This is a genomic window from Streptomyces sp. NPDC032822, from assembly GCF_055578825.1.
Window position 1 is genome coordinate 69,997 of record NZ_JBVIOL010000001.1, and the last position, 21,536, is coordinate 91,532.

General features: G+C 70.7%; 17 protein-coding genes. 12 read left to right on the forward strand and 5 right to left on the reverse strand.

Going from position 1 to position 21,536, the window contains the following annotated elements; all coding sequences use genetic code 11:
* Positions 1–10: 10 nt before the first annotated feature.
* The 4 genes from ACZ5VD_RS00255 to ACZ5VD_RS00270 form a co-directional block, all read right to left on the reverse strand.
* The gene (locus ACZ5VD_RS00255) at positions 11–835 is read right to left on the reverse strand and encodes a carbohydrate ABC transporter permease (RefSeq protein WP_468552890.1); all 825 of its coding nucleotides are present in this window, start codon (positions 833–835) and stop codon (positions 11–13) included.
* Positions 832–1,800, reverse strand: coding sequence for a carbohydrate ABC transporter permease (locus tag ACZ5VD_RS00260; RefSeq protein ID WP_468552891.1), 969 nt, complete (start codon positions 1,798–1,800; stop codon positions 832–834). Before ACZ5VD_RS00260 ends, ACZ5VD_RS00255 begins: the two co-directional genes overlap by 4 nt.
* Complete coding sequence (locus tag ACZ5VD_RS00265) at positions 1,797–3,092, reverse strand: ABC transporter substrate-binding protein (protein WP_468679771.1); 1,296 nt, start codon at positions 3,090–3,092, stop codon at positions 1,797–1,799. Before ACZ5VD_RS00265 ends, ACZ5VD_RS00260 begins: the two co-directional genes overlap by 4 nt.
* Before the next feature lie 133 nt (positions 3,093–3,225).
* Positions 3,226–4,563 carry an MFS transporter gene (locus ACZ5VD_RS00270; protein ID WP_468679772.1) on the reverse strand — a complete coding sequence of 446 codons (1,338 nt, stop codon included), beginning with the start codon at positions 4,561–4,563 and terminating at the stop codon, positions 3,226–3,228.
* A gap of 84 nt (positions 4,564–4,647) precedes the next feature.
* Here ACZ5VD_RS00270 and ACZ5VD_RS00275 point away from each other — a divergent pair, with 84 nt between their 5' ends.
* From ACZ5VD_RS00275 to ACZ5VD_RS00300, 6 genes are all read left to right on the forward strand, one after another.
* On the forward strand, positions 4,648–5,634 hold the full coding sequence (locus ACZ5VD_RS00275) for a LysR family transcriptional regulator (RefSeq protein WP_468679774.1): 987 nt from the start codon (positions 4,648–4,650) through the stop codon (positions 5,632–5,634).
* A 563-nt stretch (positions 5,635–6,197) separates the two neighbouring features.
* Positions 6,198–6,908 (forward strand): hypothetical protein, encoded by a 711-nt coding sequence (locus ACZ5VD_RS00280; RefSeq protein WP_468679776.1) that lies wholly within the window; start codon positions 6,198–6,200, stop codon positions 6,906–6,908.
* A 170-nt stretch (positions 6,909–7,078) separates the two neighbouring features.
* Positions 7,079–9,271: a polysaccharide deacetylase family protein gene (locus tag ACZ5VD_RS00285; protein ID WP_468552896.1), complete on the forward strand. Its 2,193-nt coding sequence runs from the start codon at positions 7,079–7,081 to the stop codon at positions 9,269–9,271.
* The gene (locus tag ACZ5VD_RS00290) at positions 9,268–10,515 is read left to right on the forward strand and encodes an acyltransferase family protein (RefSeq protein ID WP_468679777.1); all 1,248 of its coding nucleotides are present in this window, start codon (positions 9,268–9,270) and stop codon (positions 10,513–10,515) included. The genes ACZ5VD_RS00285 and ACZ5VD_RS00290 overlap by 4 nt, the downstream gene beginning before the upstream one ends.
* 220 nt (positions 10,516–10,735) lie before the next feature.
* Positions 10,736–12,121 carry a nitrate/nitrite transporter gene (locus ACZ5VD_RS00295; protein ID WP_468552898.1) on the forward strand — a complete coding sequence of 462 codons (1,386 nt, stop codon included), beginning with the start codon at positions 10,736–10,738 and terminating at the stop codon, positions 12,119–12,121.
* Between the two features lie 206 nt (positions 12,122–12,327).
* A complete protein-coding gene (locus tag ACZ5VD_RS00300) occupies positions 12,328–13,479 on the forward strand; it encodes a uroporphyrinogen-III synthase (RefSeq protein ID WP_468552899.1) in 1,152 nt (383 codons plus the stop codon).
* Here the strand turns inward: ACZ5VD_RS00300 and ACZ5VD_RS00305 are convergent.
* Complete coding sequence (locus ACZ5VD_RS00305; RefSeq protein WP_468679780.1) at positions 13,476–13,979, reverse strand: anthrone oxygenase family protein; 504 nt, start codon at positions 13,977–13,979, stop codon at positions 13,476–13,478. The two genes, ACZ5VD_RS00300 and ACZ5VD_RS00305, sit on opposite strands and share 4 nt — an antisense overlap.
* A gap of 183 nt (positions 13,980–14,162) precedes the next feature.
* On the opposite strand from ACZ5VD_RS00305, the gene ACZ5VD_RS00310 reads away from it, so the two are divergent.
* From ACZ5VD_RS00310 to ACZ5VD_RS00335, 6 genes are all read left to right on the forward strand, one after another.
* The gene (locus ACZ5VD_RS00310) at positions 14,163–14,756 is read left to right on the forward strand and encodes a CGNR zinc finger domain-containing protein (RefSeq protein ID WP_468552901.1); all 594 of its coding nucleotides are present in this window, start codon (positions 14,163–14,165) and stop codon (positions 14,754–14,756) included.
* A 319-nt stretch (positions 14,757–15,075) separates the two neighbouring features.
* Positions 15,076–15,597 carry a sigma-70 family RNA polymerase sigma factor gene (locus ACZ5VD_RS00315; RefSeq protein WP_010039908.1) on the forward strand — a complete coding sequence of 174 codons (522 nt, stop codon included), beginning with the start codon at positions 15,076–15,078 and terminating at the stop codon, positions 15,595–15,597.
* Positions 15,597–16,430, forward strand: a complete 834-nt coding sequence (locus ACZ5VD_RS00320) for an anti-sigma factor family protein (protein WP_468552902.1) — start codon at positions 15,597–15,599, stop codon at positions 16,428–16,430. Before ACZ5VD_RS00315 ends, ACZ5VD_RS00320 begins: the two co-directional genes overlap by 1 nt.
* Before the next feature lie 82 nt (positions 16,431–16,512).
* Positions 16,513–19,029, forward strand: coding sequence for a HelD family protein (locus ACZ5VD_RS00325; protein WP_468679782.1), 2,517 nt, complete (start codon positions 16,513–16,515; stop codon positions 19,027–19,029).
* A 335-nt stretch (positions 19,030–19,364) separates the two neighbouring features.
* Positions 19,365–20,780 (forward strand): NAD-dependent malic enzyme, encoded by a 1,416-nt coding sequence (locus tag ACZ5VD_RS00330; protein ID WP_468552904.1) that lies wholly within the window; start codon positions 19,365–19,367, stop codon positions 20,778–20,780.
* Between the two features lie 347 nt (positions 20,781–21,127).
* A complete protein-coding gene (locus ACZ5VD_RS00335) occupies positions 21,128–21,409 on the forward strand; it encodes an HU family DNA-binding protein (protein WP_007382399.1) in 282 nt (93 codons plus the stop codon).
* The last annotated feature ends 127 nt before the right edge of the window (positions 21,410–21,536 follow it).

Sequence of the window (21,536 nt, forward strand, 5' to 3'; positions counted from 1 at the left end):
GGGGGATTCCTTACTTCACGGCACCCACGGCGATGCCACGGGTGAGGGTTCGCTGGAAGACGAGGAAGAAGAGGAGGGCGGGCAGGATGCCGAGGAGGGCCGCCGCGTTGGTCATCGTGGCGTCCATCAGGCGCTGGCCCTGGAGGACACCGAGGGCCACCGACACGGTCTGGTTGTCGTTGGAGATCAGCATGACCAGGGGGAGCAGGAACTCGTTCCAGGTCCAGATGAAGAAGAAGACCAGCAGCACACCGAGGGTGGGGCGGCTGACCGGGACGACGATCCGCCACAGGACCTGCCACTTGTTCGCCCCGTCGATGCGGGCGGCCTCGATGATCTCGCGGGGGAACCGGCCCAGCACCGCGGAGAGGAGATAGGTGCCGAACGCCGCCTGGACGACCGTGAACACGATGATCACGCTGAGCCTGGTGTCGTAGAGTCCGGCCTCCTTGCTCAGGTAGTAGACCGGGTAGACCAGCGCCTCCTGCGGCAGCATGTTCGCGAGGACGAAGAAGGCGAGCACCCAGGTGCGGCCCTTGATGCGGCCGATGCCGATCGCGTAGGCGTTGAGGACCGACAGGACCACCGCCAGGACCGCCACCGCCCCGCTGATCAGCACCGAGTTGAGGAGTTTCTGCCCGAAGTCGACGCGTTCCCAGAAGTCCTTGACGCCGTCCGTGTAGAAGCCGTCGGGGAGGCTGAGGGGGCCGTTCTGGGCGTACTCCGCGGGGGACTTGAAGGCGTTGACCGCGACGATCACGAACGGCACGACCATGAACAGGGCCGCGACGCACAGGGCGACCAGCACGGGGTAGCGGCGCAGGGCCGTGGTCATACGCGGGTCCCCTCCTCGGCGTCCTCGGCGCGGGTCTGGAGCTTCAGGCCGATCAGGGACAGCAGCAGGATGATCACGGTGAGCACGGTGGAGATCGCGGCGCCGTAGCCGACCTGCGTCTTCTCGAAGAACGTGGTGAAGGAGAAGTAGGAGGGGACGTTCGTCGCCCCGCCCGGGCCGCCCTTCGTGAGGACGTACACCGCGCCGAACACCTTGAGCGCGGCGATCGTGCACCAGGTGAGGACGACGTAGATCTCCGGGCGGATCTGCGGCAGCGTGATGTGCCGGAAGCGGCGCCACCAGCCGGCACCGTCCAGCTCGGCCGCCTCGTACAGCTGGGGGTCGACGCGTTGCAGGCCCGCCATGAAGACGACCAGCGGGAAGCCGAGTTGGACCCAGACCATCACGCCCATGACGCTGTAGAGCGCGAGGTCCGGGTCGCCGAGCCAGTCCTGCTGCCACGACGACAGGCCCACCGCCTTCAGCACCTCGTTGAGAGAGCCGTTGTCGGGGGCGAGGATCCAGCTCCAGACGATGCCGGCGACCGCGATCGGCAGCACCTGCGGAAGGTAGAAGCAGGCCCGCAGGACGGTCGTGATCCCGCTGCCGAAGTGCTTGCCCACATGGTCGAACAGGGCGGCGGCCAGGACGAGTCCGAGCGCCGTCGGTACGGCCGCCATCGCGACGACCATGAACATGCTGTGCCGGAAGGACGCCCAGAACTCGGAGTCGTCCAGCAGCTCCCGGTAGTTGGCGAGCCCGGTCCAGTCCGGGGAGCCCACGCCCTGCCAGTCGGTGAAGCTGACGCCCGTGTTCATCAGGAACGGGACGACGATGACGGTGAGGAAGGCGAGGACGCCGGGGAGCAGGAACAGGGCGTACGAGTCGCGGGGGCGGCGGTGCGGGGACCCGGTGGGGGAGTGCCCGCCGGTGACCCGCCCGCCGCGTTCGACGGTCACCGTCATCGCTTCGGCGCGCCCTTGTCGTACGCCTCCTGCAGGGCGTCGAGGTAGCCGTCCGGTTTCGTGCCGCCCGTCATCAGCTTCTGTGTCTCGGAGACGAGGACGTCGTAGAAGCCGGGGCTCGGCCAGTCCGGGTAGAAGGCGAGGCCGTCGCGCCCGGAGAGGGTGTTGAAGTTGTCGATGAGGGTCTTGGACCCGGGATCGGTGATGGCGCTCGCGTCCGCCGCGACCGGGACGCCGCCCTTGTTGCCGAGCAGGTTCTGGATCTTCTTCGACAGGGTGATGTCGATGAAGTCGTAGGCGAGTTCCTTGTTCTCGGCGCCCTTGGGGACGACCCAGAGGTTGCCGCCGGAGCCGAGGGTGAGGTTCGAGTCGGGCCACAGGAAGGTGCCCCAGTCGAAGGTCGCCTCGTCCTGGAAGCGGCCGTACCACCAGCTGCCGGAGAACAGGATCGGCGACTTGCCCTGGAGGAAGGAGACCCCGGCGTCCTCCGCCTTCGCGCTGGTGGAGCTCTTCCCGACGTAGCCCTTCTCCACCCAGTCGGCGAAGGTGTCCGCCGCGTAGGTCCAGGCCGGGTCGTGGAAGTCGGTCTTCCCCTTGTACAGCTCGTAGGCGTCGACCCAGGCGCGGTCGGCCTTCGACAGGGCGAGTTGGTAGAGGTACTGGTGGGCGGGGTACTCGGCACCGGCGTTGGCGAGCGGAGTGATGTCCTCGGCGACGAACCGGTCCATCGCGGCGGTCAGTTCGGCGAACGTCCTCGGCTCGGCGATCCTGTACTTGGCGAAGAGGTCCTTGTTGTAGAACACCATCGTGTATTCGGCGTAGTTGGTCACCCCGTACCACTTGCCGGAGCCCATCACGCCGTCGGTGTCGTAGAGGCTGGTGGTGCGGACGCCCGCGCTGAGTTTCCGGTCCCAGCCGCGCTTCCTCGCCTCCGCGCCGAGGTCGGTCAGCAGGCCCTGTCGGGACAGCAGGCCGGCCGTCGCGTTGCCCTTGTTGTACTCCATGAGGTCGGGCGCGTCGGAGGAGTTGAGGACCATCGGCGCGGTCTTCTGGATCTGTTCGAAGCCCTTGGCCTCGAACTCCACCTTCACACCCGGGTGCTCGGCCTTGAACACCTTGATCGCCTCCGCCCAGGCCTGCCCCATCGCGCTTTTCGGGGCCTCGTAGTGCCAGAGCCTCAGTGTCTTGCCGTCGGCGGCGCCGCTGTCCGGGTCGCCGCAGGAGGACAGGAGCAGGGCTCCGCCCAGTGCCGCCGCGGCCAGGGCCGTCACACGCCTTCGTACCGTCAACATCCAGTGTCTCCAGGGGGGTCGGAGTCGGATGGGTCCCGGGCGTCACGCAGGGTTCGGCGGGACCGTCGAATCGGTTCGATGCGTGACGTCGAAGCGCTTCGACGGAAGAACGTATGGGGCGACTCCGAGGGCGTCAATGGGTTGCACGGGGTTGAGGGAAGCGGTTCGACGGACCGGACGTTCCCGAGGCGGTGAGTGTGATCACGAGCGCCACCGCCGCCGCGACCGGCACCCCGAACCCCGCCGCGGCCGGGGCGTGGTCGGCCAGCCAACCGCCGAGGGCGCTGCCGGCGGCGATCCCGCCGAGCAGACCGGTCACCGCGAGGGTCATGCCCTCGTTGATCCGGCCCTCGGGGGTGCGTTCCTGGACCAGGGTCATGCCGGTGACCATCGTGGGGGCCGTGGCCATCCCGGCGACCAGCAGCGCGCCCGCCAGGGCGAGCAGCGACCCGGTCAGCGCGACGGCGAGCAGCGGCAGCGTCAGCAGCGCGGTCATCACGGCGATGCACCACGGGTAGCGGACCGCCGCCGGACCGGCCGGCCGCGCCGCCCCGTAGAGCAGGCCCGCCGCGCACGAACCGGCCGCCTGGAGGCCGAGCACCGCACCGGCCGCCGCGGGGTGCCCCCGCGTGTCCGCGTAGGCGAGGGTGACGACCTCCATGGCCCCGAACACCACCCCCATGGCGAGACACGTGGCCAGCAGCGGGGGGAGACCGGGCATGCGCAAGAGGGTCCTGCCCGGCGCGTCGGGCCGCCCGGTGACGGGCGGCTCCGTGGAGCGCTGCGCGGCGAACAGCAGCGCGCCCGTGACCAGCAGGATCACACCCGTCAGGGTGCCCGCCTCCGGGAAGAACGTCCCGCACAGGAAGGCCGCGAGGACCGGGCCCAGCAGGAAGCAGGCCTCGTCCACGGCCTGTTCGAAGGAGTTCGCGGTGTGCCGGGCCCCGGCGTCGTCCTTCAGCAGATGGGCCCAGCGGGCCCGGGACATGCCGCCGAGGTTGGGGGTCGTGGCGGTGGCGGCGTAGGAGGCGAAGAGGGTCCAGGCGGGTGCCCCGTACCGCACGCACAGCAGCAGCGAGAGCGAGCCCAGCGCGGCGAGCAGCGTCGCGGGTACGGCGATCCGCGCCTGCCCGTACCGGTCGACGAGCCGCGCGGTCCACGGGGCGGCCACCGCGGTCGCCGCGAGCCCCGTCGCGATGACGGCACCGGCGAGGGTGTACGAGCCCCTCGTCCCGGCGATCATGAGGACCGCGCTCACACTGAACATGCCCATCGGGAGGCGGGCCAGCAGGTTCCCGACGGTGAACGCGCGGGCGCCGGGGACGGTGAAGAGCCGGCGGTAGGGGCCGGGCGGGCGGTTCCCGGTGCGGGGGTTCAGGTCGACGATGACCAGGGTGTCGCCGACGACCGTGTACAGGGGCGGAGTTCTCGGGGCGGGGTCCGGGGTGGGGCGTGGGGTGGGGTGCGGCATGGATCCACCGTGGCCCGCACCCGATCAAGGGGTCCAACACCTGCTCCACGCCGATTCACGCACCTGCGTTGTAAGTTCCCCCCCATGCCCACCACCGGTCACCCCCTCGGCCACCACCTGGACCCCCGTCTCCTGCGGGCCTTCCTCGCCGTCGCCGGGGAGCTGCACTTCACACGGGCCGCGGCCCGCCTCTACGTGGCCCAGCAGGCGCTCAGCCGCGACATACGGCGGCTGGAGCGGGACCTCGGGGCCGAACTGTTCGTACGGACCACCCGGCGGGTGACGCTGACGGCCGACGGCGAGCGGCTGGTGCCGTACGCCCGCCGCGCGCTCCAGGCGCAGGACGAGCTGCTCGCCGCCTTCGGGCAGACCGGACCCCTGCTGGTGGACCTGAACTCGCCGGGCCTCGTCACCGGTCGCCGGGTCCTGCACCGGGCCCGCGAGTTCGTCCCCGAGCTGGAGCTGATGGCCCGCTACGAGAGCGGTCTGACGTATGCGGCGGGGGAACTCCTCGCGGGCCGGCTGGACGCCTCCTTCGGACGGTTCGGTGGCCTCGACCCGGCGCTGCGGTCGGGCCTCGACCACCAGCCCGTGCGCTACGAACCCATGGCGGTCGTCCTGCCCGAGGGGCATCCGCTGACGGCCCTGGAGGCGGTGCCGCTCGCCGCGCTCGCCGGTGAGCGCGTGTACGCGGGGGCCGGGAACCCGCGTACACCGGAGTGGACGGATCTCGCGCACCGGCTGTTCGCGGGGCGCGGTATCGAGGTCGCGCCGCCCGCTCCGCTGGCCGTCGGGGACGAGGAATTCCAGCGGATCATGGCAAAGACGGGGAACCCGATCCTCGCCGTGGTGGATTTTCCGGCCATGCCTGCGACGGTCCTGCGGCACCTGGTCGACCCGGTGCCGCTGTCACCCGTGTCACTGGTGTGGCGGAAGGGGCAGGTGCACCCGGGAATCGCCGCGCTGCGCCGGGCGGCTCTCGAACTTTCTGCCGAGAAGGGATGGCTTGTTCTCCCTGCGGAGGGATGGATTCCAGCCATTGATGTGGACCTGATGAGTGCCCACTATTGACTACCTGGCCAACACGGAACCTCCATGTGCGCTACATTCTTGGCCTGAGCACAGTGTGATAAAGGGGGCGCTCGGATCGGGTGGGGGCCCGGTTCGACCGGCTGGTGCTTGGGTCGTACGCGCACCCGGAACTGTCCCGTGGGGGGATGTGCGTGCACGTGAAGAAGTGGCGAGAAGACACTCAACCGGAATGGCCCGAGGCCGCATCGGCCCAGGACCCTTCGGCTCCGAGAGCAGGTGCTCAGGCGTTCCCTGAGACCTCCGGAACCAGAATCCCGAGACAAACCGGAACCTCGGCCGAGGGTGGCCGGACGACCGCCGACGAGAGCGGCACCGCGCCCCGGCGCAGAGGCCGCCGGGCGCGTCAGGCCGCCCATCGGGCGGACGGCACCGGTGCCCCGCCGTCGACGGCCGAGAGCTGGAGCCGTCCGGAAACCGCCGCGCGGACCACCCCCGTCCGCGACCCGTGGGACGAGAGCGGCCCGTCGGGTTCAGGCCAAGACCTGACCGACAGCAACGGACCGGCGCACGACCCGCACGAGGTGACCGTCCAACTCGACAACATGGGAACGCAGTTGGAGGACCAGCTCGTCCGGCAGGCCAAGGGCGACGACTCCGACGGCACTCCCGCCGGGGCCCCGGACGGCTCCGACGTACCGGTGTTCGTCGACGAGTCGGGCCGGCGCAGTCGCCGGTACCGCAGGATCGGCATCGCCGTCGGCACGGCCTGCGGGGTCTACGCCGTCGTCATCGTGGCCACCCTGCTGTCCGGCAACTCCAACGCCGCCTGGCTGCCCGTGCCGGGCCAGCAGGAGGGCCAGCCGGCCGGCAAGGTCGACAGCTCACCGCTGCCCGCCGAGTCGGCACCGCCCTCCGGCACGTCCGGAGTCCTGCCGGGGCCCGTCGCGACGGCCAGCGACGGCGTGGCCTTGGTGCCGGGCGCCTCCGCCGCCGCCTCCGCGACCGGTACCGCGAGCGGCGCCGCCAAGCCCGGTGCCTCCGGCGCCGCCTCACCGAGCCCGACGGCGACCGTCCCGGGCCCGGTGGTCGGGTCGACCGCGCCCAACGCGACGCCGACGACGGATCCACCGGTCAGCACCCCGCCGGCCAGCCCGGTGACGTCGACGGACCCCGGACCCACGGTCACCCCGACCGAGACGACCGGCGCCAGCGGCGGCCCGGTCGCCAACGGCCCGAGCGATCCGAGCCCGATCGCCACCGAACCGGTCGGCACGGGCGCCCCGCCCGCGCCCACCCCGGCACCCGTCGTCTGACCGTCGTCCCGGCGCGTCGTCCGAGGCCTGCCGGAGGGGCCCTCCCGAGAGGCCCCTCCGGCACCCTCCCGACGCGGTGCGCGCCCCGCTCGCGCGCACCGCCTCCCGATCCACCCTCCCCTGATGCACATCCACCCGATGGCATCCCCGTCCCCGGAGCACTACCACTGATGGCAACCCGCAACCGCCGTCCCGGGGCCGCGACCGGAGCCGCCGACGGCTCCCCGCGTCGCCGCCTGCCCATGCGCCTGCTGCTGCCCGTCCTCGTCCTCGCCGCGCTGATGGCGATGCTGATGCTGCGCGGCTACGTGCACAGCGAGATCCTCGCCGACCACCGCGTCCGGCCCGAGGCCTCAGCCGACAAGGTGCCCGAGAAGATCCTCGACGGCGGCCCGGTGATCGACACCCGCAGCGGCCGCACGACCAGCCTGAACGTCCCCGACCACCGCATGGTCCTCACCTTCGACGACGGCCCGGACCCGACCTGGACCCCCAAGGTCCTGGACGTCCTCAAGAAGCACCACGCGCACGCCGTCTTCTTCGTCACCGGCACCATGACCTCGCGCTACCCCGAGCTGGTGCGCCGGATCGTCGCCGAGGGCCACGAGGTGGGCCTGCACACCTTCAACCACCCGGACCTCTCCTTCCAGTCGAAGAAGCGCATCGACTGGGAGCTGTCCCAGAACCAGCTCGCGATCACCGGCGCCGCCGGCATCCGCACCTCGCTGTTCCGGCCGCCCTACTCGTCGTTCGCCGACGCCATGGACAACCAGTCCTGGCCGGTGACCGAGTACATCGGCACACGCGGCTACATCACCATCGCCACCAGCGTCGACAGCGAGGACTGGCAGAAGCCGGGCGTCGCGCGGATCATCCGCAACGTCACGCCCGAGGGCGGCAAAGGCGCGATCGTCCTGATGCACGACTCCGGCGGCGACCGCCACCAGACCGTCGAGGCACTGGACCGGTTCCTGCCGCAGATGAAGGCCGACGGCTACGAGTTCGACAACCTCACCGAGGCCCTCGACGCCCCCAGCGCGCACACCGAGGTCGGCGGCGTCGACCTGTGGAAGGGCAGGGCGTGGGTCTTCCTCGTGACGGCCTCCGACAACATCACGGCCGTCCTGGTGGTCGGCCTCGCGATCATCGGCTTCCTGGTCATCGCCCGCTTCGGCCTGATGCTGCTGCTCTCCGCCCTGCACACCCGCCGGGTGCGCCGCAAGAACTTCCGCTGGGGGCCGGCCGTCACCGAACCGGTCTCGGTGCTGGTCCCGGCGTACAACGAGGCCAAGTGCATCGAGAACACCGTCCGTTCCCTGATGGAGAGCGACCACCCGATCGAGGTCGTCGTCATCGACGACGGCTCCGGTGACGGCACCGCCCGCATCGTGGAGGACCTGGACCTGCCGGGCGTCCGCGTGGTCCGCCAGCTCAACGCGGGCAAGCCCGCCGCCCTCAACCGGGGCGTGGCGAACGCCCGGTACGACATCGTCGTGATGATGGACGGCGACACCGTCTTCGAGCCGTCCACCGTCCGCGAACTCGTCCAGCCCTTCGGCGACCGCACGGTCGGCGCGGTCGCCGGCAACGCGAAGGTCGGCAACAAGGACACCCTCATCGGCGCCTGGCAGCACATCGAGTACGTGATGGGCTTCAACCTCGACCGCCGGATGTACGACGTCCTGCGCTGCATGCCCACCATCCCCGGCGCGGTCGGCGCCTTCCGCCGCACCGCCCTGGAACGGGTCGGCGGCATGAGCGACGACACCCTCGCCGAGGACACCGACATCACCATGGCCATCCACCGCGACGGCTGGAAGGTGGTGTACGCGGAGAACGCCCGCGCCTGGACCGAGGCCCCCGAGTCCGTCCAGCAGCTGTGGTCCCAGCGCTACCGGTGGTCGTACGGCACCATGCAGGCGATCTGGAAGCACCGCCGCGCCGTCTTCGACCGGGGCCCCTCCGGCCGCTTCGGCCGGGTCGGACTCCCGCTGGTGTCCCTGTTCATGGTCCTGGCCCCGCTGCTCGCGCCCCTGATCGACATCTTCCTCGTCTACGGCCTGGTCTTCGGCCCCACCGAGAAGACGATCCTGGCCTGGTTCGGCGTCCTCGCCATCCAGCTGGTGTGCGCGATCTACGCCTTCGTCCTCGACCGCGAACGGCTGACCCCGCTGATCTCCCTGCCGTTGCAGCAGATCCTCTACCGCCAGTTGATGTACGTCGTCCTGCTCCAGTCGTGGATCACCGCCCTCACCGGCGGCCGGCTGCGCTGGCAGAAACTGCGGCGCAAGGGCGGGGTGTCGGCCCCGCCGAACCTGCCCGCGCAGGACCGCCGGATCGCGGAAGGGAGGCCGGTGGGATGAGCACAGCGTCCACCCAGCCCGCACAGCCCGCCCAGCCCACCCCCGACGCCCGGCAGAGCCCGCCGGACGGGCAGAACCCGCCCGGGATCCCCGGGCAGCGCTCGGCCGGCGCTCCCGGCCGCGACCGCTACTTCGACCTCCTGCGGGCCGTCGCGCTGGGCCGGGTCGTCTTCTACCACCTGTTCGGCTGGGCCTGGCTGCCGGTGGTCTTCCCGTCCATGGGCGTCATGTTCGCCCTCGCCGGCAACCTCATGGCCCGCTCCCTCGGCAAACGCCCCGCGGTGGAGGTCGTCCGCGGCCGGATGCGCCGACTGCTGCCACCGCTGTGGCTGCTGGGCACCATCGGGGTGTCCGGCATGCTGATGGGCGGCTGGGGACCGGACTCCGAGGGCCACCCCGTCTGGTGGTGGATCCACCTCTCCTTCTGGATCCTGCCGCTGAGCGACCCGCCCGCGGGCGAGGGCCTGCCCGGCATACACGGGCTGATCGGCGACGGCTGGGCCGAGCAGCTGGCCGTACCGCTCTGGTACATCCGCGCCTACCTGTGGTTCGTGCTGCTGTCGCCGCTCCTGCTGAAGGCCCTGCGCAGGCTCCCCTGGCCGACGATCCTGTCGCCGATCGCCCTGTCGGCGGCCCTGGAGTTCGGCTGGCTCGCCGTGCCCGGCTGGCGGCTCGAATCCAACCTCGTCGACTTCGGCGCGTTCGGCGCCTGCTGGCTGCTCGGCATGGCCCACCAGGAAGGCGTCCTGCGCCGCCTGCCCCGCTACGTCGTGCCCTCGCTCGCCCCCGTGGTCGCCTGCCTCGGCCTCTGGTACATGCTCACGCACGGCTTCAAACCGGACCACGACCTCGACGACATCCCCTTCGCCCAGTCCCTGTGGTCCTTCGCCACCGTGCTGCTGCTCCTGCACTTCAGCCCGTCCTGGTCCCAGTGGCCACGCCCGCTGCGCCGCTGGGACCGGCTGGTCACCCTGTTCAACTCCCGCGCGGTGACCATCTACCTCTGGCACAACGTGTGCATCGTGGTCGCCGAGTCGCTGTGGGACCACCTGTGGAACGTGCCGCTGCTGGAGCAGAACGTCCCCTGGCTGCTGGAGAGCTCCTGGCCGCTCCTCGTCGTCGTCTGGGCCCTCACCGCCTGCTGCATCCTCGCCTTCGGCTGGATGGAGGACCTCGCGGCCAAGCGGCGCCCGAGGCTGTGGCCGGACGGGGCGGGCGGCGGCCGGAGCGGCAGACACCGGTGACATGCCGCCGCCCCCGGCCCGGTTCACCCGCGTGAACCGGGCCGGGGGCGTGAACCGGGTCACATGACGTTCCGGGACCTCTCATCTGTCGTGCACGCTCGGTGAGAGCAAAGTTCCCTTCCGGTCACCCGGTGCCACAGACCGGAAACGCGCCCTCCCTACCGTCGGGACTCAGCCACTCCCCTGAACGACCTGAGCCCCGGACCACCGTGGAGGCGTCATGACAGCCCCTAGCACAGCCCCCGCACCCCCGAGCAGGGGCGGCCGCTGGATCCAGCAGTGGGATCCGGAGGACGAGACCTTCTGGAAGGAGACTGGAGAGAAGGTCGCCCGCCGCAACCTGCTCTTCTCCGTCCTCTCCGAGCACATCGGGTTCTCGATCTGGACCATGTGGTCCGTGCTGGTGCTCTTCATGGGCCCGGAGTACGGGCTCACCCCGGCGGACAAGTTCCTGCTGACGTCGATGGTGACGCTGGTCGGAGCCGTCGTCCGGGTCCCCTACACCTTCGCGGTCGCGATCTTCGGCGGCCGGAACTGGACGATCGTCTCGGCCGCCCTCCTCCTCGTCCCGACCGTCGCCGCGTTCACGGTGATGAAGCCGGGAACCTCCTTCAACACCTTCCTGCTGGTCGGCCTGCTGGCCGGTATCGGCGGCGGCAACTTCGCCTCCTCGATGACCAACATCAACGCCTTCTTCCCGCTCCGGAAGAAGGGCTGGGCCCTCGGCCTCAACGCGGGCGGCGGCAACATCGGCGTCCCGGTCATCCAGCTGGTCGCGCTCGCGATCATCGGGGCCAGCGGCGGACCGCGGGTGCTGCTCGGGATCTACATCCCGTTCATCGTCGTCGCCGCGGTCCTCGCCGCGCTGTTCATGGACAACATCGCGTCCGTGAAGAACGACACCGGCGCCGCGAAGGACGCCGCGAGGGACGCGCACACCTGGATCATGTCCTTCCTCTACATCGGCACCTTCGGCTCGTTCATCGGCTACAGCTTCGCCTTCGGACAGGTGCTGCAGAACCAGTTCGGCCGGACCCCGCTGGAGGCGGCGTACGTCACCTTCATCGGCCCGCTGCTCGGTTCGCTGATCCGGCCCGTGGGCGGCTGGCTGGCCGACAAGTACGGCGGCGCGAAGATCACGCTGTACAACTACGTCGCCATGGGAGCCGCGACCGCGGTCCTGATCGCCGCCAGCATGGAGAAGTCGCTGACCCTGTTCACCTGCGCGTTCGTGGTGCTGTTCGTCCTGACCGGGCTCGGCAACGGCTCGACGTTCAAGATGATCCCCGGCATCTTCCAGACGAAGGCGCTGGCCAAGGGCCTGGAGGGCGAGGCGGCCGCCGCCTACGGGCGCCGTCTCTCCGGCGCCTCGATGGGCCTGATCGGAGCGGTCGGCGCGCTCGGCGGCGTCGGCATCAACCTCGCCTTCCGCCAGTCCTTCCTCTCCTACGGCTCCGGGACCGGCGCGTTCGTCGCCTTCCTCGCCTTCTACGGCGCCTGCTTCGTGGTCACCTGGGCCGTATACCTTCGCCGCTCGACGGTCCGGCCCACGGCCACGAGCACCGCCGCGGAGGCGAAGCCGCAGCTCAGCTACGCCAAGGTCTGACGCCGAGGGCATCCGGGGGGGGCGAACCCCCGGACCCCCGGCCGGCGAGCGAAGATCGTAGTCGGCGCCTCGGGGGTACCGGACATCGGTTTACACCGAGGACACGAAGCCGAACCGAGCCTGTCACGAGCCGTTGACAGGCTCGGTCGGCACGCAGCTGCACCTGCACCTCGCGGGTGCAACAACTCGAGTGCGGGACGAGAGTCATGTACGACGAACAGCAGCGACCTGACCATGGACCCCTGGCGGGGTTCACCGTGGGAGTGACGGCCGCACGCCGGGCCGACGAACTGGGCGTGCTGCTCCAGCGACGTGGAGCCGCCGTTCTGCACGCCCCCGCCCTGCGCATCGTGCCGCTCGCCGACGACAGTGAACTGCTCGCGGCGACCAAGGAGGTCATCGGCCAGGCGCCGGACATCGTCGTCGCCACGACCGCGATCGGCTTCCGGGGCTGGATCGAGGCCGCCGACGGCTGGGGCCTCGGCGAGAGCCTGCTCGACCGGCTGCGCGGGGTCGAGATCCTCGCGCGCGGCCCCAAGGTCAAGGGGTCGATCCGGGCCGCCGGCCTCACCGAGGAGTGGTCGCCGTCCTCCGAGTCGATGGCCGAGGTGCTCGACCGGCTCCTGGAGGAGGGCGTCGAGGGCCGCCGGATCGCCATCCAGCTGCACGGCGAGCCGCTGCCCGGCTTCGTGGAGTCGCTGCGGGCCGCTGGGGCCGAGGTCCTGGGCGTCCCCGTCTACCGGTGGATGCCGCCGGAGGACATCGGGCCGGTGGACCGGCTCCTCGATGCGACCGTCTCGCGCGGCCTGGACGCGCTCACCTTCACCAGCGCACCCGCCGCCGCCTCGCTGCTCTCCCGCGCCGAGGACCGCCGGCTGCTGCCCGAACTGCTCGCCGCCCTCAACCACGACGTCCTGCCGGCCTGCGTCGGCCCGGTCACCGCGCTGCCGCTCCAGGCCCAGGGCATCGACACGGTCCAGCCCGAACGCTTCCGGCTCGGCCCCCTGGTCCAGCTCCTGTGCCAGGAACTCCCGGGCCGGGCACGTACCCTGCCGATCGCCGGGCACCGGGTGGAGATCCGCGGCCACGCGGTCCTGGTCGACGGCGACCTCAAGCCCGTACCGCCCGCCGGGATGTCCCTGATGCGGGCCCTGTCCCGGCGCCCGGGCTGGGTGGTGGCCCGCTCCGAACTGCTGCGGGCGCTGCCGGGCGCGGGCCGGGACGAGCACGCCGTCGAGACCGCCATGGCCCGCCTGCGGACGGCTCTTGGGGCACCGAAGCTGATCCAGACCGTCGTCAAACGCGGCTACCGACTGGCCCTGGACCCGGCGGCGGACACCAAGTACGGGGACGTCTAGGCCCGCCGGACGCGGCCGTACAGCACGAGCGTCCTGGCCAGGAAGGCCAGCGCCAGGGTCGACAGCAGGGTCCGTACGAGGTTCCAGGCCAGCCACGGGTCCTCGAACTCCTCCCGGGCGAGGGTCACGTCGGCCGTGTTCTTCAGGTCGTCGTTGAGCGGGATGTTGAAGGCGACCGTGACCAGGAGACCGAGGGTGTACGCGGCGCAGGCCGCCCACGCCCAGTGGCGGTACGCGGTGCCGCGCGCCTGCCAGGCCGACACCCCCGTGAGCAGCAGCGCGCCCATGAAGCTCAGCAGGAACACCGGGTTCTGGATCACGTCGTCGATGTCCCGCATCACCTCGACGTAGACCCGGTCGTCGCTGCGGGCCAGCGCCGGCATCACGGCGCAGGCGAAGATGTAGTAGACCCCGGCGACCAGGCCGGTGGTGACCGTGGCCGCGCCCAGGACCCCTCCGGCGGTGCCGTTCCTCCGTGTGGTGCTCTCCAGTCGTGTCATGCCTTCCAGTCAAGGCGCGGACCCGGGGGCCGGACATGGCCGAGAGGCGCGTGCGCATACGCGGGCGTCCAGCACTCCCGTCCGGCGCCCGCCGGTACGAGGGGTTCCGGCGGCACGAGCGGGCAGGCACTGTATGAGGGAACGGTTCCTCACCTGAGGTGACCTCTAGGCGGTGACAGGCACATGGCATTGGGTACGGCCACGGCCGCGTACGAGCTGCGGTTCGACTCCGGGCGGATCTGCCTGGATCTGCTCGCGACCACCCACCCCTTCGAACGTCTCGACTCCGTCGCGGTGCTGCGCGCCTGGATCGCCGGGTCGGGCCTGGTCCCGGCGGGCACCGGGCTGGCCCACGCCGACGGGTCCTGGCTTGTGGGATTTCGCGAACTTCGCGGCCGTATCGGGCAGTTGGTGCCCGGCGGTCTGTCGCCGAAGGGGCGGCCCTACGATCTCGCGCTGGCCCGCGTCAACGAGATCGCCCGCGCGGCTCCTCCGGCGCCACGTGCCGTGACCTGCGAAGACGGCACGCTGGTCCGGGAGTTGGACGGTCCGCCCGAGGGCGCGGCGCTGCTCGGTGCCGTCGCGCGGGACGTGGTGGAACTGCTCACGGATCCGGTCGCGCGTGCCGGGCTGCGGCAGTGCGAGGGGGACAACTGCCCGATCGTCTATCTCGACACATCCCGGGGGCACAGGAGGCGTTGGTGCTCCAGCGAGGTGTGCGGGAACCGCGAAAGAGTGGCCCGGCACCGGCGTCGGGCGGCCCTCTCCCGAGCCTGAGTGCCCGTTATGTTCCTTCTGTGGAGCGACTGTCGAAGTGATTTCGATTACATCCCGTTTACTCCGGGCGACCCGGGAGCGGGCGATGTGATTTTGGCTGTGTGGTGGAAATGTAAAGATCGCGCGGTGGGAATGTGCGCCCATGTCCGACCTCGTCACGTCACCCACGAGAAAACTCTCACATCACTTTGAACAACCAACTCCTGCCGTCCGTACCCGTGGTCGAGCGACCGACTGGGGGAACCCCCGGACATCGGAGGTGGGCGTGCGCAAGGATTCCGTCGTGGCCAATGAACGTGGATCGAGGGCCCGACATCGCATGTCCCAGCCCTCGGAACCTGATGAGGAGCTCATGCGTGCGCTCTATAGAGAACACGCCGGGCCCCTGCTCGCCTATGTGCTCCGGCTCGTCGCGGGGGACCGGCAGCGCGCCGAGGACGTCGTGCAAGAGACGCTCATCCGTGCCTGGAAGAACGCCGGCCAGCTCAATCGAGCGACCGGATCGGTACGCCCCTGGCTGGTGACGGTCGCCCGGCGCATCGTCATCGACGGCCACCGCAGTCGGCAGGCCCGGCCGCAGGAGGTCGATCCGTCGCCGCTGGAGGTCATCCCCGCGGAGGACGAGATCGACAAGGCGCTGTGGCTGATGACGTTGTCCGACGCACTCGACGACCTGACGCCGGCCCACCGGGAGGTGCTCGTCGAGACGTACTTCAAGGGGCGTACCGTCAATGAGGCTGCCGAGACGCTCGGTATACCCAGTGGCACGGTGCGCTCAAGGGTTTTCTATGCCCTGCGGTCGATGAAGCTGGCGCTGGAGGAGCGGGGGGTGACGGCGTGATGAGTGTTTACGGGGGATCACAGGGATTCGGTACGGGTGGTTCGGGTATGTCTGGCCCCATGATGGGATCTCCGGGTCCGAACGAGCACGAGACCGTCGGCGCCTACGCCCTCGGCCTCCTCGACGACGCCGAAGCGACCGTTTTCGAGGCTCATCTCGCCACCTGCGAATGGTGCGCCCAGCAGCTCGACGAACTCGCCGGCATGGAGCCGATGCTCGCCGCCCTCGCGGACCTGCCGGGCTCCGGCACACCCGCCATCGGCGAGTCGCTGTCCGCCAAGCCCAGCCCACGGATCGTGAACAACCTCGTCGACGAGGTCGCCGAACGCCGAGCGCGCAAGCGCCGCAAGAGCTTCTACATGGTGGCGGCCGCGGTCGCCCTCATCGTCGGCGGCCCGATCGCCGCTACGGCGGCGACCGGCGGGGACTCGGGCGGCAGCAGCGGCGGCAACACGACGGTGGCCGCGCCGAGCTCGTCGAAGATCCTGTTCGACAGCATGGACGACAAGGTGTCGGCGACGGACCCCTCGACGGACGTCAGTGCGACGGTCGCCACCGAGAAGAAGGACTGGGGCACCCAGGCGGTCCTGGAACTCAAGAACGTCAAGGGCCCGCTCAAGTGCTCCCTGATCGCCGTCGGCAAGAACGGCGAGCGCGAGACGATCTCCTCCTGGTCCGTCCCGGCCTGGGGCTACGGCCTCGCCGACGCCAAGACGGAGAAGGCCAGGAACCCGCTCTACATCAGCGGCGGAGCGGCCCAGAGCCCGGACGAGATCGACCACTACGAGGTCATGACCTTCGACGGCGACAAGATCGTCGAGGTCGGCGCGTGAATCCCTGAGCGCGCGCACATAGCTTCCGGGGGCCCCCTTCGCGTACGGTTGACGGCTGCCCAGCACGTCAGAAGGGGGCCCGGTGGCCGCTCAGGCTCAGCAGGAAACCGCGGTCGACTCGGTTCAGGATTCCACGCACGATTCCGTGCGAGACCGAGAGATCAGCGTCGAACAGGAACACCTCGACCGGGTGTACGGCCGCCTTGAGGAGAAGATCCACGAGGCCGAGTTCCTCATGAACGACGCGGCCATGCGTGGCCAGGTCGGTACACCAGGAGCACTCGCCGAGCGGGACGCCCAGGTCTTCCGGGCGGGTATCCACCTCAACCGCCTCAACAACGAGTTCGAGGACTTCCTCTTCGGCCGTATCGACCTGCTCCTCGGCAGGGACGGCAAGAAGGGCCCCGACGGCGCCTACACCGCCGTCGAGCCCGCCGAAGGCGCCGTACGGGAGGACAACACCGCCGACATCGCCGAGACCCTGCACATCGGCCGCATCGGCGTCCTGGACCAGGAGTACGCCCCGCTCGTCATCGACTGGCGGGCACCCGCCGCCGCGCCCTTCTACCGCTCCACGCCGGTCGACCCCGGCCGGGTCGTCCGCCGTCGCGTCATCCGCTCCAAGGGGCGCAGGGTGCTCGGTGTCGAGGACGACCTGATGCGCCCCGAGCTGACGTCCTCGCTGGACGGCCGGGAGCTGGCCGTGATCGGCGACGGTGCCCTGATGGCAGCCCTCGGGCAGGCCCGCACCCACACCATGCGGGACATCGTGGCGTCCATCCAGGCCGAGCAGGACCTGGTGATCCGCGCCCCCGCCGCCTCCGTCACCTACGTCGAGGGCGGCCCGGGCACCGGCAAGACGGCCGTCGCCCTGCACCGCGCGGCCTACCTGCTCTACCAGGACCGGCGCCGGTACGCGGGCGGCATCCTCATCGTCTCCCCGACCCCGCTGCTGGTGGCGTACACCGAGGGCGTCCTGCCCTCCCTCGGCGAGGAGGGCCAGGTCGCCATCCGCGCGATCGGCTCGCTCGTCGACGGGGCGCAGGCCACGCTGTACGACGCCCCGGCCGTGGCCCGCGCCAAGGGGTCCCACCGCATGCTCAAGGTGCTCCGCCAGGCGGCACGCGGAGCCCTGGAGAGCGGCTCGGCCGGCGGACCGGCCGAGGACACCTCCGCCGTCTCCGCCTCCACCGGACAGCTCGCCTTCGGCGACCCGGACCCGGCGCCACAGGCCCCCGCCGGAGCGCCCACCCGGCTCCGCGTGGTCGCCTTCGGGCGCCGCCTGGAGCTGGAGGCCCGCGAGCTGGACCGGATCCGGCAGAACGCGCTCAGCGGCACCGCCCCCGTCAACCTGCTGCGCCCCCGCGTCCGCAAGCTGCTCCTGGACGCCCTGTGGACGCAGTCCGGCTCGGCCGGCCGGCACACCGACCCCGAGCTGGCCGCCGAACTGCGCTCCTCCTTCGACGAGGACGTCAGCGCCGAGGACCCGTTCATCGAGTTCCTCGACGCGTGGTGGCCGGAGCTGACCCCGAAGGCCGTCCTCGACGCGATGGCCGACGAGCGCCGGCTCGGCCGCTGGGCCCGGCGGATCCTCAACCCCGGCGAGGTGCGCAAGGTCGCCCGCTCCCTCAGACGCGACGGCCATTCCGTCCACGACATCGCCATGCTCGACGAACTCCAGTCGATCCTCGGCACCCCGGCCCGCCCCCGTCGCAGACGCGAGGCCGACCCGCTCGACCAGCTCACCGGCCTCGAAGAGCTGATGCCGGTCCGTGAGGAGACCCAGCGCGAGCGGGCCGAGCGGCTGGCCCAGGAGCGCGTCGAGTACGCCCATGTCATCGTCGACGAGGCCCAGGACCTCACGCCGATGCAGTGGCGCATGGTCGGCCGCCGCGGCCGGCACGCCACCTGGACGGTCGTCGGCGACCCGGCCCAGTCGTCCTGGTCCGACCCCGAGGAGGCGGCCCAGGCCCGTGACGAGGCCCTCGGCAGCCGCCCGCGCCGCCGCTTCGAACTGACCGTGAACTACCGCAACCCGGCCGAGATCGCCGAGCTGGCCGCGAAGGTACTGGCGCTGGCCATGCCCGGCGCCAAGTCCCCGTCGGCGGTCCGTTCCACCGGCGTCCGCCCCCGGTTCGCCGCGACGAACGCCGGCCAGGGTCAGGGCGAGCGTGCCAACGGCGGCGACAAGCGCGGCGACCGCGACCGCGGCAACGGCAACGGTGAACGCGGTCAGGGCAACGCCGACCGCGGTGCCCGGGAGGCCCTCGGCCGGACCGCGCGCGCCGAGGCCGCCCGGCTCCTGGACCTCGTCGACGGCACCGTCGGCGTCGTCGTCGCCATGAACCGCCGAGAGGAGGCCAGGCGCTGGCTCGCCGGGCTCGGCGACCGGGTCGTGGCGCTCGGCAGCCTGGAGGCCAAGGGCCTGGAGTACGACGCCACGGTCGTCGTCTCCCCGGCGGAGATCGCGGACGAGTCCCCGGCCGGCCTGCGGGTGCTGTACGTCGCCCTCACCCGGGCGACCCAGCAGCTCACGGTGGTGTCGGCGGAGCGGGACGCGCCGGACGCCGCCGGAGTCCCGGATCTCCTGAGGGACTGACCGGACCGGCCCGGGAGATTGGTCCGAAGGAACTCCCGGTACGGGAATGGCCTTACGGGATCCGTTTGTTAGCCTTGACGTGACACCGGCCCGATCCAAGCCCCCGGGCCCAACCTTCGTCGCTACGAGCGACCACTTGCCGCGAGGCGAGCATGGCGGGTCGGTGTCACTGAAAGTCCGAGAGGCCCACGTCACCCTGTGACGTGGGCCTCTCGTCATGTGACCCCGCCCGCGAACAAAAGGTTCGCAATCCCACCCGGCTAACGCCTACTCGACGGTAGGTGCGACGATCGGACGGCATCCAGCGACACAGGTGAAAGCAGAGGAAGTCGGCCATGGCAACGGCGCCCAGCGTCTCCTACTCGATTACGGTCCGGCTCGAGGTGCCCGCCAGCGGAACCGCGGTCTCCCAGATCACCACGGCCGTAGAGTCCCACGGAGGCTCGGTGACCGGCCTCGACGTGACCGCTTCCGGCCACGAGAAGCTGCGGATCGACGTCACCATCGCGGCGACTTCCACGGCTCACTCCGAGGAGATCGTCGAACAGCTGCGCGGTATCGAGGACGTCACCCTCGGCAAGGTCTCGGACCGTACGTTCCTCATGCACCTCGGCGGCAAGATCGAGATGCAGTCCAAGCACCCCATCCGCAACCGTGACGACCTCTCCATGATCTACACGCCGGGTGTGGCCCGCGTCTGCATGGCGATCGCCGAGAACCCCGAGGACGCCCGCCGCCTCACCATCAAGCGCAACTCCGTTGCGGTCGTGACGGACGGCTCGGCCGTGCTGGGCCTCGGCAACATCGGCCCGAAGGCCGCCCTGCCGGTCATGGAGGGCAAGGCGGCCCTCTTCAAGCGGTTCGCCGGCATCGACGCCTGGCCGCTGTGCCTGGACACCCAGGACACCGACGCGATCGTCGAGATCGTCAAGGCCATCGCCCCCGGCTTCGCGGGCATCAACCTGGAGGACATCTCCGCGCCCCGCTGCTTCGAGATCGAGGCCCGGCTGCGTGAGGCCCTCGACATCCCCGTCTTCCACGACGACCAGCACGGCACCGCGATCGTGGTGCTGGCGGCGCTGACGAACGCGCTGCGTGTGGCCGGAAAGGCCATCGAGAACATCCGGGTCGTCATGTCCGGTGCCGGCGCGGCCGGTACGGCCATCCTCAAGCTGCTGATCGCCGCGGGCGTGAAGAACGCCGTCGTCGCCGACATCCACGGCGTCGTGCACGCGGGCCGCGACGACCTCGTCGACGCCGCCCCGGACTCGCCGCTGCGCTGGATCGCCGACAACACCAACCCCGAGGGCCTGACGGGCACGCTGAAGGAGGCCGTGCGCGGCGCGGACGTCTTCATCGGCGTGTCGGCGCCCAACGTGCTCGACGGTGACGACGTGGCCGCGATGGCCGAGGGCGCGATCGTGTTCGCGCTCGCGAACCCCGACCCCGAGGTCGACCCGACGATCGCCCGTCAGACCGCCGCGGTGGTCGCCACCGGCCGCTCCGACTTCCCGAACCAGATCAACAACGTGCTGGTCTTCCCGGGTGTCTTCCGCGGTCTGCTGGACGCCCAGTCCCGCACGGTCAACACCGAGATGATGATCGCGGCGGCCAAGGCCCTCGCGGACGTGGTGACCGAGGACGAGCTCAACCCGAACTACATCATTCCGAGCGTCTTCAACGACAAGGTCGCGGGTGCGGTCGCCGGTGCGGTGCGGGACGCCGCGCGGGCGGCGGGAGTCGCTCCGTAGCCGTCCGGGAGCCGGCATCGGTGTGGCCGGGCTGTGAGGATTGCCACGACGAGCCTGACTCCGGCGCGTCGTGGAACCCGGGCCTCCTGACCGACGTTTATCGTGTCGGCCAGGCTCAGCCCTCCTGTCGTGTGACTCCCAAGGGTGTTCTCACGACTCCCAGGGGTGCCGGATTGGCTTTCCCGCCGCAGGTAGGGGCAGGATGCGTCCCTGGGCGCGAGGGTCTGACGACGGACCCGGGTCCTGCGACTGTCCGAGGGCCCTGGCAGCATCGACTTCGCTGTGCCCACTATGCGGCTCCGCCGCGTGGCACGCCTCAACAGCAAGAAGAACACGGGAGTAACAACATGAACCGCAGTGAGCTGGTGGCCGCGCTGGCCGACCGCGCCGAGGTCACCCGCAAGGACGCCGACGCCGTGCTGGCCGCGTTCGCCGAGACCGTCGGTGAGATCGTCGCCAAGGGCGACGAGAAGGTCACCATCCCCGGCTTCCTGACCTTCGAGCGCACCCACCGTGCCGCTCGCACCGCGCGCAACCCGCAGACCGGCGACCCGATCCAGATCCCGGCCGGCTACAGCGTGAAGGTCTCCGCCGGTAGCAAGCTCAAGGAAGCCGCCAAGGGCAAGTAAGCCTTCGCGTACGCGACGGGACCTGCGTACGAGGCTCGGTAACGCGAATGGGGCGGCCACCCGGTCAGGGTGGCCGCCCCATCGTCGTAAGGATGGCCTTACGGCGTCCGGGTGACCGCCGGCCGAG

Bases quoted from the DNA above. Each gene is read 5' to 3' on its own strand.
- ACZ5VD_RS00255 (WP_468552890.1), bottom strand. From the start codon at position 835: ATGACCACGGCCCTGCGCCGCTACCCCGTGCTGGTCGCCCTGTGCGTC.
- ACZ5VD_RS00260 (WP_468552891.1), bottom strand. From the start codon at position 1,800: ATGACGGTGACCGTCGAACGCGGCGGGCGGGTCACCGGCGGGCACTCC.
- ACZ5VD_RS00265 (WP_468679771.1), bottom strand. From the start codon at position 3,092: ATGTTGACGGTACGAAGGCGTGTGACGGCCCTGGCCGCGGCGGCACTG.
- ACZ5VD_RS00270 (WP_468679772.1), bottom strand. From the start codon at position 4,563: ATGCCGCACCCCACCCCACGCCCCACCCCGGACCCCGCCCCGAGAACT.
- ACZ5VD_RS00275 (WP_468679774.1), top strand. From the start codon at position 4,648: ATGCCCACCACCGGTCACCCCCTCGGCCACCACCTGGACCCCCGTCTC.
- ACZ5VD_RS00280 (WP_468679776.1), top strand. From the start codon at position 6,198: ATGGGAACGCAGTTGGAGGACCAGCTCGTCCGGCAGGCCAAGGGCGAC.
- ACZ5VD_RS00285 (WP_468552896.1), top strand. From the start codon at position 7,079: ATGGCAACCCGCAACCGCCGTCCCGGGGCCGCGACCGGAGCCGCCGAC.
- ACZ5VD_RS00290 (WP_468679777.1), top strand. From the start codon at position 9,268: ATGAGCACAGCGTCCACCCAGCCCGCACAGCCCGCCCAGCCCACCCCC.
- ACZ5VD_RS00295 (WP_468552898.1), top strand. From the start codon at position 10,736: ATGACAGCCCCTAGCACAGCCCCCGCACCCCCGAGCAGGGGCGGCCGC.
- ACZ5VD_RS00300 (WP_468552899.1), top strand. From the start codon at position 12,328: ATGTACGACGAACAGCAGCGACCTGACCATGGACCCCTGGCGGGGTTC.
- ACZ5VD_RS00305 (WP_468679780.1), bottom strand. From the start codon at position 13,979: ATGACACGACTGGAGAGCACCACACGGAGGAACGGCACCGCCGGAGGG.
- ACZ5VD_RS00310 (WP_468552901.1), top strand. From the start codon at position 14,163: ATGGCATTGGGTACGGCCACGGCCGCGTACGAGCTGCGGTTCGACTCC.
- ACZ5VD_RS00315 (WP_010039908.1), top strand. From the start codon at position 15,076: ATGTCCCAGCCCTCGGAACCTGATGAGGAGCTCATGCGTGCGCTCTAT.
- ACZ5VD_RS00320 (WP_468552902.1), top strand. From the start codon at position 15,597: ATGAGTGTTTACGGGGGATCACAGGGATTCGGTACGGGTGGTTCGGGT.
- ACZ5VD_RS00330 (WP_468552904.1), top strand. From the start codon at position 19,365: ATGGCAACGGCGCCCAGCGTCTCCTACTCGATTACGGTCCGGCTCGAG.
- ACZ5VD_RS00335 (WP_007382399.1), top strand. From the start codon at position 21,128: ATGAACCGCAGTGAGCTGGTGGCCGCGCTGGCCGACCGCGCCGAGGTC.